The organism is Methylobacterium iners (genome assembly GCF_022179305.1).
GTDB lineage: Bacteria > Pseudomonadota > Alphaproteobacteria > Rhizobiales > Beijerinckiaceae > Methylobacterium > Methylobacterium iners.
The window spans coordinates 16861-31793 of sequence record NZ_BPQP01000069.1; the positions used below are offsets into that span (position 1 = coordinate 16861).

Sequence of the window (14933 nt, forward strand, 5' to 3'; positions counted from 1 at the left end):
CCCCGATCGTGGCTGAACCGGCGCCCCAATGCACCCCAGGTGCCGCTACTTTAGCAGCGACACCTGCGCATCGCCCTTGCGCTTCAGGACGTTGACGGTGACGTCCTCGCCATAGCGCTGCAGCCGCAGGTCGAGCCGCGAATCCCCGAGCTTCAGGTTGAAGATCGAGATGCCGTCGAGGAAGGCCGGCAGGACCGGGTTGCGGAAGCGGATGCGGTTGCGGTCGTGCTGCAGCTCGATCCCGAGGCAGGCGGCGAGGAAGGCGAAAGGCGCGGCGGCCGCCCAGGCCTGTGGCGAGCAGGCCACGGGGTAGGAGACCGGCCCGCGTTGGCGCCGGCGCATGAAGCCGCAGAAGAGTTCCGGCAGGCGCTTCTGATCCTGGTAGAGGGCAGTGTCGAACATGCCCTCGAAGATCCGCGCAGCCTCGGCCTTGAGGTCGTAGCGGGCAAGGCCCAGCGCGATCATGGCGTTGTCATGGGGCCAGATCGAGCCGTTGTGGTAGGACATCGGGTTGTAGCGCGCTTCGCCTCGGGCGATCGTGCGCACGCCCCAGCCGTTGAACCCGTCCTTCGAGAGGAGGTTCGCCGCCACGCTCGCCGCACGCTCAGGCAGCGCGATGCCCGTGAAAAACGCGTGGCCGGCATTCGACGAGCGCACCGCGCATTGCCGCTTCTCGCCGTCGAGCGCCAGGGCGTAGGTCCCGATCTCCTCGCACCAGAACGCCTCGTCGAAGGCCTTGCGCAGGGCCTTGGCCTGCCGCGAGAGCTGCTCGGCCATCTCGTCATGGCCGAGCATCGAGGCGAGCTTCGCCGCGCCGTTCTTGGCGGCGTAGACGTAGCCCTGGACTTCGCAGAGTGCGATCGGCCCCTTCGCGAGACTTCCATCCGTGTGGAAGATCGAGTCGTGGCTGTCCTTCCAGCCCTGATTCTCGAGCCCTTTGTCGGTGTCGCGGGCGTACTCCACGAAGCCGTCGCCGTCGCGGTCGCCGTGCTTGTCCATCCATTCGATGGCGAGCTCCAGCGCCGGCCAGATCGCGCGAACCGTGTCGAGGTCGCCCGTGACGGCGTAGTATTCCGAGGCCAGCATGACGAAGAGCGGCGTGCCGTCGATCGTGCCGTAATAGTGCCGGAAGGGCACCTCGCCGAGCATCGCCATCTCGCCCCGGCGGGTCTCGTGCAGCACCTTGCCGGGCTGGGCGTCCGCAGAAGGATCGGCGGCCTTGGCCTGTGTCGAAGCGAGGTAGCGCAGCACGCCCTTGCCGAATTTCGGATCGATCCAGAGGGCCATCATCGCGGTGATGATGCCGTCGCGCCCGAACACGGTGGAGTACCAGGGGATGCCCGCGAATGGATAAATGCCCTCCGGGGTGCGGCTCGCCAGCATGTAGAGGTCGGCGGTGGCACGGCAGGCGGCCTCGTTGAACTGGTCGTTCGAGGAGATCACCGTGGTGATGCCGGCGGTGAGCTGGCGCAGGTCGCGGCGGGAATCGCGGTAGGCCCGGGCGAAGATCACGCCCTCGGCCAGGCCGCGCGGATGGCGCGGCCCGGCATTGCTGCCGGCCGCCTCGGAGAGACCGGCCGCGGCGTCCTCGCCTACTCGCTCGGCGGCCGGCGCGCTCGTATAGGCGCGGTGCGATTCGAAGACGACGCGGATGAAGAGCGACGATTTCTCGCCCGGCGCGAGCGAAACCCTGAAGACCGCCTTCCCCGGCTCGATATGCTTCGGTTTAGGTCCGAAATGAAGGTTCGTGGTGCGAACCATCTCGTCGAGGCCAACGTAGCGGAATTGCACCTCGGATTCGCTGGCGATTTGAACGCTGCGCTTGCCGCGATGCGCCCGGTCCATCCCGCGCACCTCGAAGAGGTCGCGGAAGTCGGCATCGAAGGTGAGGGCGATCGTGAGGTGGCGGTGGCGCGAATCGTAGTTGCGCAAGCCGATCCGGTCGTAGCAGGCGCCCCGGAACAGGAACTTGGTGCGCTCGATCGCGATCAATTCGCGGGGGATCGAGGTCTCGTCCTGCGCGTCGATCCGGATGTCGGGCGTCGTCATGTCGACGCTCAGCGCGCCGTTATCGTCCTGCATCACCGAGGAGAGCAGCAGCGGGCGCTGGTCCTCGATGGTGAAATGCAGCCGCGAGAGGTAACGGGTGTCCTGGAAATAGAGCCCCTCGGGGCCGGGCAGCACGCCGATGTCGCCGTAGCTGTCGAGGACGGCGAAGGCCTCGCCGAACTTCAGCGAGCGCAGGGGTCGTTCGACCAGCGAGGTCTGCGCCTCGATATGGTACTGGGGCAGGACCTCGTCGGCATCCTGGAATCCCAGGGGCGAGCGCCCCTCGCGTTCAGCCACGCTCGCCGTCGCCTTGAGGTCGTTCGCCGCCATGCTGGTACGTCTCCGGAAGTGAGGGGCCGGAATTCAGGGCCGCGAATCGAAGGGCCGCCGGATCGCTTATGCGACACGACGGCCCTCAACGGCAGCCCCGGGAAGGTCATCTTTCGGCATCGATCCATGCAGGACCGATGCCGATCATATCAGGCAGGCATCGCCGCCGCCGTCAGGGACGGACGCGAGGAGCCGTTCAAGTCGCCGTATTGCGGGGCGAAGGCCGCCGCAGCCGGAAGCTGAATCACGTTGCCGTCGCTCGCAAGCAGGGTCTCGTAGGCGCTCACGTATTTGTGCACCATCTTCTCGGCGGTGAAGCCGCTCTCGAAGTGCCGCCGTACGCCGGCGCGGCTCATCGTCTTGACCCGGTGAACGGCCTCGACCGCCTCATCGAGGGTGTCGACGACGACTCCGCTGACCCCATCAGCGATGACTTCCGGCACAGAGCCGTTGCGGAAGGCGATCACCGGCGTGCCGGCCGACATCGCCTCGATCATCACGAGGCCGAAGGGCTCCGGCCAGTCGATCGGGAAGGCGAGCGCCAGCGCGTTGCCAAGGAAGTCCTTCTTCTGCTCCTCGTTGATCTCGCCGATGTACTCGATCAGGGGGTGGTGGATCATCGGTTCGATGACCTCATCCCAGTAATCCTGGTCGGCCTTGTCGACCTTGGCGGCGATCTTCAGCGGCACGCCGGAGCGCTTGGCCATCTCGATGGCGCGGTCCGGGCGCTTCTCGGGCGAGATGCGGCCGAGGAAGGCGAGGTAGCCGCCCTTGGCCTCGGGGTAGAACGGGCAGTTCTCCTTGGGCAGGCCGTGATGGATGGTCGAGAGCCAGTTCGCGTTCTTCGGCATGGGCAGGCGCTGATGGTCCGAGATCGAGACCAGCGGCATGCCCGTGAAGGTGCGATAGACCGGCATGAAGTCCGGCACGTCGAGGCGGCCGTGCATCGTCGTGAGGCACTTGTGGTTCAGGTCCTCGAACATCGGGTACTGAAGCAGGTCTATGTGGAAGTGGAGCACGTCGAACTCGTGCGCGCGGCGCCGGATCTGGTGCAGCATCGCGAGGTGGCTTGCGGTGTGGTCGCGGTAGCCTAGCAGGCGCAGGCCCTCCGGCGTGCAGGCCGCGAGCTTGGCAGAGGTCTCCGAATCGCCGCTGGCGAACAAGGTCACGTCGTGACCCTGGCGGACAAGTTCTTCGGTGATCCAGGACACCACGCGCTCGGTGCCGCCGTAAAACTTCGGAGGTACAGCCTCCGACAGCGGAGCGATCTGGGCAATGCGCACGAATTGTCTCCTATGAGGTCGAATGTTGCGCCGAATTAACGCGATCCGGCCTGAGTGGGACATGAACGAAACCGACGGCCAAGGTTATGGTTCCGCAGCGCACCATTCGCCTACAGGGAAATTGCTCGAGACCGGCGATGTCCCCGGAATCCCGCGCTTGCCAGGGTGTGCCGGCCGTTGCGCCTCACGACCGGAGCCCCCCATGAGCCAAGACGGGCAAGGGGCCTTTCCGGTTCCCTCAGCCTGCTTCAGCAGCCACGAGCGCGAAGGTGAGGATGTCCACCGACCGGGCGCCGGCGCGCATCAGCACCCGCGACGCGGCGTTGGCGGTCGCTCCCGTGGTCATCACGTCGTCCACGAGAAGCACCCGTCGGCCCTGGAGCTTGGCCCTGGCCGCATCCGGTACCCGGAAGGCGCCCTGAAGGTTTAGCGCGCGGGCCGGACGGCTGAGGCCCACCTGCGGCCGCGTCCGCTTCACGCGAGCGAGCGCTCCTGCTTCGACGGGAAGGCCGGCGATGCGGCCGACGCCGCGACCGAGAAGCGCCGCCTGGTTGAAGCGCCGACGCCAAAGGCGCGACCAGTGCAGAGGCACGGGAACGAGACAGTCTGCTTCGGCCAGCAATTCGGCTCCGGCGGCGGCCATCATCCGCCCCATCGCGGCGGCGAGATCGAGCCGGTCCTCGTAGTTGAGCCGGTGCACGAGGTCGCGGGCGACGCCGTCGTAGAGGGCCACCGCCCGAGCCCGCCCGAAGACGGGCGGATCGGCGATGACGCGCGGCGAAAGCAGGGGCCCGAGATCGACGGCGAACGGCGTCCCGAGCCGCTGGCAGTAAGGCCGCTCGATCAGTCGCAGGCCCGACCAGCACGAGGGGCAGCGAGCATGGGCATCAGCGATGGCGCTGCCGCAGCCCGGGCAGGTCGGCGGATACACGAGTCCGAGGAAGCCGGCCCAGGCCGACCGGGCGCCCCTCCGGAAGACTTGCGCCGCATCCATGCTCGCCGGCCGTCACCCTCATCGTCCCACTCCTTCATCGGTGCGGCTCCGAGCTGGGCAGTCAAGGTTGGTGCCAAGGCTATCCCCGGGCATATGATCGGTCGTGGGCGCCCTCGACGCTTTCGAGGCGATCCACGTCGCGGACGAGCGCCGTGGCGAGGCCGGCTGCGACCGCATCTTCCGTCAGGGCTCGCCCCCAGTCGGAAGCCGAACGCGTGGTGCCGCCCCGCGCCTTGCGGCCGATAAGCGTTCCGGCGATCGCGCCCGCCATGCCGATGAGACCCGCTGTCACCGGCGAAGCACCTCGTCCTGCGAGCGCCACCCCGCCGACGGCGCCGAGGGCGAGGCGCACCGCGACCGACGGGAGAATGCGACGGTCGGGTGCGAAGGGCATCTTGTCACCCGCCATTTCGGCGAGGGCCATGGCGCTCGCGAAGCTGCGCGCTTCGGGACTTCCCGGGATCCACCTGACCCGCGACCGGCCCTCCGCGGCGGCGAAGCTCAGCGCGGCGCAGGCCGTCATGCTGCGCATTCCCGTCACGAAGCCGATGCCGAACGAGGTCCTATATCTTTGCATCACGCCTGCTCCTTCGCTGTTGCGGGGACAAGCCGCGGGCGGGTCGGATGGTTTCGGCGCGACGAGGGCTTAGCCCATGTGATCCGAGATGGGCGGTCTTCGGCGGTATGGAGGGTGCCCGGTCCGCTCTGCGCGGGCCCGCGAGGAGATGGATGATGGATGCGAGAGACGGCGGCAGGACCGGATTTCCGACATCGGCCGCGATCCTGTTCGGCCTCGGTGTCGGCGGCTTCTTCGACGGGATCGTGCTTCACCAGATCCTGCAATGGCACCACCTCGTCACCAGCGCCGGATATCCGCCGGACAGCGTCGAGAACCTGAAGATCAACACGCTCTTCGACGGCCTGTTTCATGCCGCCACCTACCTCTTCACCCTGGCCGGCCTCGTCGTGCTCTGGCGATACGCGCGGCGGAACCACGTGCAATGGTCGGGCCTGCTGCTGCCGGGCGGTATCCTAATTGGCTTCGGGCTCTTCAACCTGGTCGAGGGGGTGATCAACCATCACCTGCTCGGCCTCCACCACGTCAACGAGACGGTGCCGCGCGAGCAGTGGATCTACTGGGATGTCGGCTTCCTCGCCTGGGGCGCGGCGATGCTGGCGGGGGGCTGGATCATGCTGAGGCGCGGGAAGGCGCGCACTCTGGCCGGTTCGGTCTCTTAGGAGGCTTCCGACCGTCGAGCCCCGATCGAGGTGGCGGATCGCGCCGGCGCCTCCATTTACCGGCGATGACCCATCCCCCGCCCCTCTTCGACACCGCGCTCGCGCGCCGACGGCTCGCGCGGGCCAGGGCCGCGGGCTATGCCGACTTCCTGCTCGCGCGCTTGGCCGATGATCTTGAGGACCGGCTCGGCGCGGTGCTGCGGCGCTTTCCCCGCGCGCTCGACCTCGCCACGCCGACGCCTGTCGCGGCGGACCGCCTGCACCGCGATTCGCGCATCGACACGCTCATCCGCCTCTGTGCCGTCACCGGTGAGCCCGGGCCAGGCCTCCTCGTCGGCGATCCCGAGGCGCTGCCCCTGGGCGGCGGTGCGTTCGATCTCGCCGTGTCCCTGCTGGCGCTCCAGCACGTGAACGATCTGCCCGGCGTCCTGGTCCAGCTTCGACGGGCCTTGCGGCCGGATGGGCTGTTCATGGGCGCCCTTCTCGGCGGGCGCAGCCTCTTCGAGCTCCGCCAAGCCTTCGGCGAGGCCGAGAGCGGGGTCGAGGGCGGGATCAGCCCCCGCGTCGCGCCCTTCGCGGAGGTGCGCGACCTCGGCGGCCTGCTGCAGCGGGCGGGCTTCGCCCTGCCCGTCGCCGACACCGAGACGCTCACGGTGCGCTACGACGATCCCTTCGCGCTGATGCGCGACCTGCGCGCCATGGGCCTGACCAACGTGCTGACCGAGCGCCGCCGGACGCCGCTCCGCCGCGCCACCCTGATGCGGATGGCCGCGATCTACGCCGAGCGCTTCGCGGACCCTGACGGACGCCTGCGCGCGACCTTCGAGATCCTGTGGCTCTCCGGCTGGGCGCCGCATGAGAGCCAGCAGAAGCCGCTGAAGCCCGGCAGCGCCAAGGCGCGCCTCGCCGAGGCACTGGGCACGACCGAACGGAATCCTGACATGGGGAGCGAACGATGAGGGAACCTGGACCGGACCATCCGATCACGATTGCGCCGCATCCCAGACGCGTCCGCGTCCGGCTCGGCGGCGTCGTCATCGCCGAGAGCCGGGCCGTCCTGACCCTGAAGGAGGGGCGCTTCCCGCCCGTCCTCTACATCCCCCGCGCCGACGCCCGGATGGAGCATTTCAGGCCGAGCGCTCGCCGGACGCATTGCCCCTACAAGGGTGACGCGGCCTATTTCAGCCTGCAGGTGGGCGATGTCGTGCGGCCCGATGCGGTCTGGAGCTACGAGGACCCCTTCCCCGCCGTCGCGGCGATCACGGGCCACCTCGCCTTCTATCCGGACAGGGTCGACGCGATCGAGGAAGGGCCGGCCTGAGCGGACTCAACGCCCGAGCGCCGCTGCCACCGCGCGGGCGGCCCTTTCGCCCTCCTCGTAGGCGCCGCCCGCAGTCCCCCATTGCAGCCGCGAGAGCGCTTCGCCGGCGAACCAGAGCCGGTCGGCGATCGGCTCAAGGAGGACCTGGCGCGCGCCGGCATGGCCGGGCGGGACGACCGCCCAGGACCCGCGCGACCAGGGATCGTGCCGCCATTCGCTGACCGCTGAGACCGTGAGGTCGCGCAGCGCCCGCTCGCCGAAATGCTCGGCGAGCACGGTCCGGACGAAGCGGCGGGTGCCGTCCGGGCCGCCGCCGCGGGCGTCGAGGCTCGCGCAGGACGGCAGATCGAGTTCGAAATAGTGGAAGGGCGTGCCGTCGAGCCGGGTGAGCAGGCCCGGCGGCATGTGCCGGCCCCCGACGATGCTCGCGAGCCGGTCCGCCCCGCGGAAGGGGCTTGAGGGCCAGTGCAGCACGGCATGCTCGTAGATGCCGGGGCGAAACCCGTCGATGGCGCCGCGCACCGCCTCGGGCAGCGCGGGCGTAAATGCCGGCCCCTGCTGCAACACCATCATCGGCAGGGTGATGATTACCGCCCTGGCCGAGAGAGCGGTACCGTCGGCGGTTTCGACCCGGACCCCCGCACCCGACCAATCGATGCCGGTCGCCTCCGTGCGAAGGGCGATGGGCAAACCCTGGGCGAGGCGGGCCAGGTAGGCGCCATAGCCGCCGGCGATGAAGCGGTTGTCGCCGTACTCCATGCTCGGGAAATCCTGGAGCGACACCTCGTCGAGTGGCCGGCCGGACACCAGGCCGTGGACCAGGGCGACCCGCTCGCCCCAGGGTCCCAAGCCGGGAGGCAGCGCGCGGGCCGCCGGTCGGTCCAGGCCGCCGCGAGCCGCTTCCGTGGTGAGGAAACGGTCCGTGACGGCGAAGGCCCGCCCGTGCGCCGACGCTTCCGCGGGCCGGCCAGGGCGGCGCCCGACCCAGAGATGGCTGTTCTGCGCAGCGACCCGCAGGGGCTCGCCCCGCACGGTCCCGAGTTGGACGAGCGGGTTGATCGGCCCGGCATGGAGCCAGTGTGCCCCGAGGTCGACGGCGTGCCCCCTGAGATGGGTGGTGACGACGCGGCCGCCGACCCGGCCGCGCGCCTCGATCACCGCCACCCTGACGCCACGGGCGGCGAGCAGCCGCGCCGCCGCGATGCCCGCCGCGCCGGCGCCGATGACGACGACCTCGGGATCAGCGGGCAGCTCGGCGAAGCGCGGCGCGATCGTGGGACGAAAGCGCTCGTGCTCCGGCCGCGCGATGCGGTTCAGCATGCTTCGCGGTCGGTCATCGCGTCGCCGCGCCGCCCTTCGGGTCGAACACCTCCACGATGCCCGAGCGATCACCGCCGGGCTTGGGGCTGCCCACCAGGGTGTAGATGCGTCCCTCGTGCGTCACCGCGCCGAAGCCGTGGCGGGCCGTCGGGAGCCGGGCGAGGCTCCGCCAGAAATTGCCCGGCAAGTCGAAAGCCTCGACGGCGTCATAGGTCTTCAGGTTCGATTCGCCGCCAATCACGTAGACCTCCTGCCCGAGCGCTGCCGAGGCGGCGCCGCTCCGACGCGTCGGGAGCGGCGCGGCGGCCGCCCAGGAGTTCTTGGCGGGATCGTAGACTTCGTTGGCTGCGAGGTTCTCGGCGGGATTCCCGTCGACCCGGCCGCCGATCGCCACGAGCCGGCCGCCGGAGGCCTGGACGGAGAGATGATCGCGCGGCGTCGGCAGGGGCGCGGCCTTGATCCAGCTGTCCGTCGCCGGGTCGTAGATCTCGTGGGCTGGGTTGTTGGCCCGGCCTGTGACGCTGCCGCCGACGACGTGGATGCGGCCGCCGATGATGGCGGCACCGCCGGCCGCGCGGGCGGTCGGCAGCGGGGCCCGCGGCTCCCAGACCTTCGTGCTCGGGTCGTAGGACCAGACCCGGGCGGTCGCTTCCCAGCCGTTGACGTAGCCGCCGAACACGTAGATCCGGCCGCCATGCCCGACGGCCATGGTGTGGTGCACCGGATAGGGAAAGGCGGTGCCCTTCTCCCAGGCGTCGCGGCTCAGGTCGTAGACGAGAAGCTCCGTCGCCCCGTTGAAGTCGCCGACGACGTAGGCCTTGCCGTCGATGGACGCGACCGCGACCTCGGAGCGCTCGGCCGACGCCGAACTCGCGCCGGCCCAGGCGCCGACTCCGTGAGCGCCCGCCGGCCCGCCGGCGATGAGGGCGAGCAGGGCAAGGGCTGAGAGCGTGCGCGTCATCCAACCATCTCCGGACGGGCCGACGACGTGCCAACGTCCGGGCCTGAGAAAAGTGCGGATCGCGACGGACCGCCCCCGGGCCCGGACTTGCGCGTCGCCGCCGCTGCGGCCAGAACCGCCCCGGGTGGGCGCGAAGGGCGCGGCTCCGGCCGCGGAGATCCCGATCAAGGACAGCATCGCATGCTCTTCAAAGCCGCACTCGCGGCGTTCCGCCAGGTCTTCTCGCCCCCGCTGCGCGCGATCCTGTGGAAGTCGCTGGGGCTCACCCTGGGCATCCTCGTCCTCGTCTGGTTCGGGCTGACGCGGCTGATCAACTGGTTCCTCTCGAACCACCACCTCTCGGCCGAGTACCCGTTCCTCGACACCGCGGCGGTCTTCCTCGCGGGCGCGGGGCTGTTCGTGGCGCTCGCCTACATCATGCCGGCCGTCTCGATCCTGGTCGCCGGCTACTTCCTCGACGACGCCGCAGAGATCGTGGAGCGGACCGACTTCCCCGGCGACGTTCCCGGCCGCGCCATGCCCCTCGGGAAGGCGATGTTCTACGCCGTGCGCTTCGCGGGGCTCGCGCTCCTCGTGAATCTCGTGGCGCTGATCCTGTTCTTCGTGCCGGGCGTGAACTTGGTCGCCTTCTTCGGCGCCAACGCCTACCTGCTCTCGCGCGAGTATTTCGAACTCGCCGCCGCCCGCTTCCGGCCGCTGGAAGAGGCGGCGGAGATGCGCCGGCGTCACGGATTCGCGACTCTCTCGGCCGGCTCGCTCCTCGCCGGGATGATGATCGTCCCGATCCTCAACCTGCTCACCCCGCTCTTCGGCATCGCGCTGATGGTCCACCTGCACAGGGGGCTGAGCCGCCGCGCACCCGCGATCGGTCATGCCGAGACCCGACGCCTGCGGTGACCCCCGCGTCTCATTTCCGAAAATGGGACGCCAGCCCGCTCCGAGATGAAGCATTTACCGCGTTTCCCGATGCTTTCGCACCGGAAACCTCCGATTCGACACAAATCTCGTACCGTCGGATCATGCATGCGACTTGCACGAGGACGAGACCGAGTACCTGGGCATCCGGCCCGGGCGTGCTCGTCCTGAGGCGGTTCCTTCGACCATGACGCGCTTCGAGAGCAGGATCGACGGCCGCAGCGAGGCCTATGCGCCGACGCTGGCGCTCGCGCCGCCGGCCTCCGCGCCCGCCGACATCGACCGCACGGCGGAGCTCGGGGACATTTGGCGGATCCTCGCGCGACGGCGCGGCTGGATCTTTGGGACGGTCGCCCTGATGGTCGCCGGCGCCCTCGCCTACGGGCTGCTCACGCCGGCGCTCTACACGGCGTCGGCGCAGATCTTGATTGATCCACGCGATCGCCAGGTGATGACGAACGACATCAACCCCGTCGCGGTCGCGCCCGACGGCGGCGTCACCCAGGTCGAGAGCCAAGCCCGGGTAATCGAGTCGGCGAGCGTGCTTCTGCGCGCCATCGCCGCCCTCAACCTTACCGAGGACCCCGAGTTCGGGGGCGCTGGGGGCGGCTTGGCGGCGAAGCTCCGCGGCTTGATCGGCCAGGCGGCGCCTGCTCCGACGCCGGCCGAAATCGAGGAACGGACGCTCCGGAACGTGAAGAAGCGGCTCGCGATCAAGCGCGCCGACAAGGTCTTCGTCATCGACATCATCCTCACCGCCAAGGACCCGAACAAGGCAGCGAGCATCGCCAACGCCATCGCCACCGCCTACCTCGCCGATCAGACCGACGCGCGGACCCAAGCGGCGCGGCGCGCCTCCGATTCGCTCGCCGCACGCCTCGACGAGCAGCGCGAGCGGGTGCGCGAAGCCGAGAACCGGGCCGAGGCCTATAAGGCCGCTAACGACCTCGTGCGCTCGGGCGGGCGCCTCGTGACCGAGCAGCAGCTCACCGAGATCAATCTCCAGCTCAGCACGGCCCAGGCGAAGACTGCCGAGCTCAAGGCGCGGATCGACCAGATCGAGCGGGCCCGCAAGGGCGCCAACGACGCGACCGCCGAGGCGATCCAGTCCTCCGTGATCACGCGCCTGCGCCAGCAGTTCGCGGAGCTGTCGGAGCGCCAGGCGGATCTCGGCAGCCAGCTCGGGAGCCGCCATCCCACCATCGTGTCGCTGGGCGCCCAGATCGGCGAGGTGCGCGGGCTGATCAACGCCGAGCTCGGCCGCGTCGAACGCTCGGCGCGAGCCGATTACGAGCGGGCGCTCGCCAGCGAGCGCTCGGTCGCGGCGAACCTCAAGCGCCTCCAGAGCCAGAACAACACGACGGCCCAGGCCTCGGTTCGCCTGCGCGAGCTCGAGCGGGAGGTCGAGGCGAACCGGGCCGTCTACACGAACTTCCTCAACCGCGCCCGCGAGATCCGCGAGCAGTCGGGAATCGATTCGACGAACGCCCGGATCATCACCCGCGCGACTCCGCCCCAGGACAAGAGCTGGCCACTTCCCGGGCTCTTCGCGCTGGGCGCCCTTGCCGCCGGCATGGGCCTCGGCACGGGGGCAGCGATGGTGCGCGAGTACCTGAGCCCCACGGTTCTCTCGCGCAACCAGCTCCAGCGCCTCGCTGAAGCGCCGGTGATCGGGACGATCCCCAATCTCGCGCTCGGCCGGAAGGCACGAGGTTCCGACGCGGAGGCCACGAAATCGGCAAACCTCGTGCTTGCCCGGCTCTTGAGCGCGCGGCGTACCGCCTCCGGCGGGCCGGGCAGCGTGTTCGTCACCTCCGGTGCCGCCGACGAGGTCTCGCGCCGCCGGACCGCGCAGCTCCTCGCCGGCGCCGCGGAAGCGCGCGGGCTGCGGGTGCTCTACATCGAGACCGATCCGCGCGAGGGCGGCTCCTCGCCCGGCTTCTTCGACATCCTGCGCGGCGAGGAGGCCCTCAACACCGTGCTGCGGACCCAGCAGCCGGCCAGCAGCATCCGGCTGCTCGGAGTGGGCCGCCAGAAGCGCGGCGAGCTCGTGCCGAGCTCCGCCGCCCAGGAGCGCTTCCGCTCCGAGGTCGAGCATCGCTTCGACCTCGTCGTGATCGACGGCGGAGCATTGGTCGAGAACGTCCAGGCCGGGCCGCTGATGGAGCTCGCCGACGCGGTCCTCTTCGTCGCCCGCGCCGGCATCACCGTACAGCGCGACGTGCTGGAGGCCGTCGAGGCTGCGGCGCTGGTCGGGCGGCCGATCTCGGCCGCGCTCCTCGTCACGACGGCTTAGGATGCGCGCCGGCCTTGAGGCATCGGCGGCCTACGCGCATCCCGCGAAGAGGCATCGGCTCGCACGACGCCGGCCGGTGCCGATCTTGGCCCTCGTCGTGACCACGATCGTGCTCTTCGCCTTCTCCGGTGGCGTCCTCTGGCACCTCGGCCTGAACTATGACGGCCTCAGCGGAAGTGCCGCCTCCAAGATCCATCCCTCGACCTACCTTGCGGTATTCCTCGTCGGCTGGACGGTGCTCGCCTCCGGCAATCCTGTCGGCGCGGTGGTGCGCACGGCCCAGGCCCGGCCGGCGAGCCTCTTCCTGCTCTGCGCGGGCCTGATTCTCGCCGCGCATATCGCACTGCGCAGCGGAAGCGGTCTCGCCGGTTCCATCGACACCTTCGTGACGCCCGCGCTCGTCGTGATGGTGCTGGCCTCGTTCGGCAGCGACGACCTGCGAGCCCTGGAGAAGACCCTGCACGCGGTCATGCTGGTCAACGCTCTGCTCGGCCTGGCCGAGTTCGCGAGCGGCACGCTCGTGTTTCCCTATCGCTTCGACGGGGCGGTCTTTCCGACGGATACCCGGTCGGCCGCGCTCCAGGGGCATCCTCTCGTCAACGCCTTCATCACGTCGATCTATTTGCTTGCCCTCCTGTCCGGGGGAGGCTCCCTCCTGGCGCCCGCCCTCCGCTTCGCGATGATCGTCCTCCAGCTCGTGGCGCTGGTGACCTTCGGCGGTCGCTCCGCCACCGTCCTGGTGCTCCTGCTCGGCGGCGCCTACGCGCTCGTCGCAGGCTTTCGCGTCCTCCGGAGCGGCCGCGTGCCGCTGCTCGGCGCTGGGCTGGCACTCGTCATCGGCACGGTTGCGCCGATCGTGGCCGTGGCGCTCGCCGTCGGCGGGTTCTTCGATCAGCTTCTCGAGCGCTTCGTCTCGGATGGCGGAAGCGCGAATGCCCGTGTCGAGATGTTCGAGCTCTTCGACCGCATCCCCCTGCGCGACCTCATGTTCGGGCCCGACACCGCGCTCGTCGATTCCCTGCGGCGGGTCAGCGGGCTCGAATGGGGCATCGAGAACCCGATCGTCCGCATGGCGCTCTACCAGGGCATCGTGCTGACCACGCTGCTCACGATCGCGGTCGTGGTGTTCGTGACCGAGCTCGTCCGCCGGTCCCGCGCGGGGACCTTCCTTCCCGTCCTGGCCTTCGCGATCCTGCTGAATTCCGCCGAGAGCCTCGCCAGCAAGACGACCATGCTCACGAAGTTCGCCGTGCTGATCCTGGTCCTGTATCGGCCTCAGGTTCCGCCGCCGGCCCACACCCCTGCCGCCACGCGCCGGGGGCGGTGACGGATCGATCGGCGGCCTTTAGTTCGCCGGGCCCGAGGAAGGATCGGCCGACCTGGCGGCACTCGCCATCTCGACCAGAACCTTGCGCAACGAGCCCATGTCCTCGACGGGACGCGGGAAGGTCACCCGTGCGGTGCGGTCGCCGGCCAGGAGGTCGAGGCCCTCGGGATCGAGCCCGGTGAGGCGCCAGGGCCCCGGCTCCTCACCGGCCGTGACTGCATAGAGCGCGATAGCGTCGGCATGGTCGGCGTTCATATGACTGACCGCCCCTGCTTCGCCGGTCGCCAAGTTCTCCGCGATCGCGGGGTCGAGCAGCAACTCGGCCTGCGTCAGAGTCGCGGCCTTGGCGAAGCCGCCGTTGAGGTGGCCCGCCGAGGGCGTGAGTGCGAAGAACCCGAAATCGGGGAAATCGGCATAGAGCTTGGCCTTGGGATGCCGAGCGAGGAAGCGCTCCCGGGCCTGCTGCGACTCCGTCTTGCGGACCTGCCCGGTCACGGTCAGGCGCGGGTGAGCCAGCGGGTCGCCCTTTCCGCCCACGCTGAACAGCAGGGAGGCGCGCGGGTCGGCGAGCAGGTTGCGGGTATGGGCCGAGAGCCGCGACAGCAGCATCAGCGGCGTGCCGTCGACGTCGGTGGCGATGGTCACGAGCGAGGCGAAGGGCGTGCCGTCCTCGGTGTCGATCGTCGCCAGTGCGCCCGAACGGACGCTGCGCAGGAGCTCGCGCGCGAGGCCGATCGCGTCGAAGGGCGCCTCCGCCGCGGGCAGCGGCGTCGCCGGCCCTCGGCGCGCCGTCTGTTTTTCCGAGCCGTTCTCCATCCGCTCATCCGCCACGGCGTGCCCTCCGTCATCCGCTTCGTCGGGGCCGAACATAGCGGTATCCCGGCGCTTTGGACGAGGG

The 14933-nt window shown here is 69.7% G+C and carries 13 protein-coding genes; 6 read left to right on the forward strand and 7 right to left on the reverse strand.

Going from position 1 to position 14933, the window contains the following annotated elements:
- Positions 1-45 precede the first annotated feature (45 nt).
- From MFF55_RS20115 to MFF55_RS20130, 4 genes are all read right to left on the reverse strand, one after another.
- Entirely contained in the window at positions 46-2379 is a 2334-nt protein-coding gene (locus tag MFF55_RS20115) for an amylo-alpha-1,6-glucosidase (RefSeq protein WP_238245889.1), read from the reverse strand.
- Between the two features lie 149 nt (positions 2380-2528).
- Positions 2529-3662, reverse strand: coding sequence for a glycosyltransferase family 4 protein (locus MFF55_RS20120; RefSeq protein ID WP_238245890.1), 1134 nt, complete (start codon positions 3660-3662; stop codon positions 2529-2531).
- 238 nt (positions 3663-3900) lie between these two features.
- Positions 3901-4656, reverse strand: a complete 756-nt coding sequence (locus tag MFF55_RS20125) for a ComF family protein (RefSeq protein WP_238245891.1) — start codon at positions 4654-4656, stop codon at positions 3901-3903.
- Between the two features lie 79 nt (positions 4657-4735).
- Positions 4736-5233, reverse strand: coding sequence for a hypothetical protein (locus tag MFF55_RS20130; RefSeq protein WP_238245892.1), 498 nt, complete (start codon positions 5231-5233; stop codon positions 4736-4738).
- Positions 5234-5388: 155 nt separating this feature from the next.
- Here MFF55_RS20130 and MFF55_RS20135 point away from each other — a divergent pair, with 155 nt between their 5' ends.
- From MFF55_RS20135 to MFF55_RS20145, 3 genes are all read left to right on the forward strand, one after another.
- The gene (locus MFF55_RS20135) at positions 5389-5895 is read left to right on the forward strand and encodes a DUF2243 domain-containing protein (RefSeq protein ID WP_238245919.1); all 507 of its coding nucleotides are present in this window, start codon (positions 5389-5391) and stop codon (positions 5893-5895) included.
- A 65-nt stretch (positions 5896-5960) separates the two neighbouring features.
- Positions 5961-6854 (forward strand): methyltransferase domain-containing protein, encoded by an 894-nt coding sequence (locus tag MFF55_RS20140; RefSeq protein WP_238245893.1) that lies wholly within the window; start codon positions 5961-5963, stop codon positions 6852-6854.
- Entirely contained in the window at positions 6851-7216 is a 366-nt protein-coding gene (locus tag MFF55_RS20145) for a DUF427 domain-containing protein (RefSeq protein WP_238245894.1), read from the forward strand. Before MFF55_RS20140 ends, MFF55_RS20145 begins: the two co-directional genes overlap by 4 nt.
- A 6-nt stretch (positions 7217-7222) precedes the next feature.
- Here MFF55_RS20145 and MFF55_RS20150 read toward each other — a convergent pair whose 3' ends face one another.
- Together MFF55_RS20150 and MFF55_RS20155 are read right to left on the reverse strand one after the other, a co-directional pair.
- A complete protein-coding gene (locus MFF55_RS20150) occupies positions 7223-8536 on the reverse strand; it encodes a flavin monoamine oxidase family protein (protein ID WP_238245895.1) in 1314 nt (437 codons plus the stop codon).
- Positions 8537-8549: 13 nt separating this feature from the next.
- A complete protein-coding gene (locus MFF55_RS20155) occupies positions 8550-9497 on the reverse strand; it encodes a Kelch repeat-containing protein (protein WP_238245896.1) in 948 nt (315 codons plus the stop codon).
- Positions 9498-9677: 180 nt separating this feature from the next.
- On the opposite strand from MFF55_RS20155, the gene MFF55_RS20160 reads away from it, so the two are divergent.
- The 3 genes from MFF55_RS20160 (at position 9678) to MFF55_RS20170 (ending at position 14035) form a co-directional block, all read left to right on the forward strand.
- Complete coding sequence (locus MFF55_RS20160) at positions 9678-10394, forward strand: sulfate transporter family protein (protein ID WP_238245897.1); 717 nt, start codon at positions 9678-9680, stop codon at positions 10392-10394.
- Between the two features lie 133 nt (positions 10395-10527).
- On the forward strand, positions 10528-12708 hold the full coding sequence (locus MFF55_RS20165) for a GumC family protein (protein WP_238245898.1): 2181 nt from the start codon (positions 10528-10530) through the stop codon (positions 12706-12708).
- A gap of 1 nt (position 12709) precedes the next feature.
- Entirely contained in the window at positions 12710-14035 is a 1326-nt protein-coding gene (locus MFF55_RS20170; RefSeq protein ID WP_238245899.1) for a VpsF family polysaccharide biosynthesis protein, read from the forward strand.
- Between the two features lie 18 nt (positions 14036-14053).
- Here MFF55_RS20170 and MFF55_RS20175 read toward each other — a convergent pair whose 3' ends face one another.
- Positions 14054-14851 carry a HugZ family pyridoxamine 5'-phosphate oxidase gene (locus MFF55_RS20175; RefSeq protein ID WP_238245920.1) on the reverse strand — a complete coding sequence of 266 codons (798 nt, stop codon included), beginning with the start codon at positions 14849-14851 and terminating at the stop codon, positions 14054-14056.
- Positions 14852-14933 lie beyond the last annotated feature (82 nt).

Bases quoted from the DNA above. Each gene is read 5' to 3' on its own strand.
- MFF55_RS20130 (WP_238245892.1), bottom strand. From the start codon at position 5,233: ATGCAAAGATATAGGACCTCGTTCGGCATCGGCTTCGTGACGGGAATG.
- MFF55_RS20150 (WP_238245895.1), bottom strand. From the start codon at position 8,536: ATGCTGAACCGCATCGCGCGGCCGGAGCACGAGCGCTTTCGTCCCACG.
- MFF55_RS20170 (WP_238245899.1), top strand. From the start codon at position 12,710: ATGCGCGCCGGCCTTGAGGCATCGGCGGCCTACGCGCATCCCGCGAAG.
- MFF55_RS20125 (WP_238245891.1), bottom strand. From the start codon at position 4,656: ATGGATGCGGCGCAAGTCTTCCGGAGGGGCGCCCGGTCGGCCTGGGCC.
- MFF55_RS20160 (WP_238245897.1), top strand. From the start codon at position 9,678: ATGCTCTTCAAAGCCGCACTCGCGGCGTTCCGCCAGGTCTTCTCGCCC.
- MFF55_RS20145 (WP_238245894.1), top strand. From the start codon at position 6,851: ATGAGGGAACCTGGACCGGACCATCCGATCACGATTGCGCCGCATCCC.
- MFF55_RS20175 (WP_238245920.1), bottom strand. From the start codon at position 14,851: ATGGAGAACGGCTCGGAAAAACAGACGGCGCGCCGAGGGCCGGCGACG.
- MFF55_RS20140 (WP_238245893.1), top strand. From the start codon at position 5,961: ATGACCCATCCCCCGCCCCTCTTCGACACCGCGCTCGCGCGCCGACGG.
- MFF55_RS20115 (WP_238245889.1), bottom strand. From the start codon at position 2,379: ATGGCGGCGAACGACCTCAAGGCGACGGCGAGCGTGGCTGAACGCGAG.
- MFF55_RS20135 (WP_238245919.1), top strand. From the start codon at position 5,389: ATGGATGCGAGAGACGGCGGCAGGACCGGATTTCCGACATCGGCCGCG.
- MFF55_RS20155 (WP_238245896.1), bottom strand. From the start codon at position 9,497: ATGACGCGCACGCTCTCAGCCCTTGCCCTGCTCGCCCTCATCGCCGGC.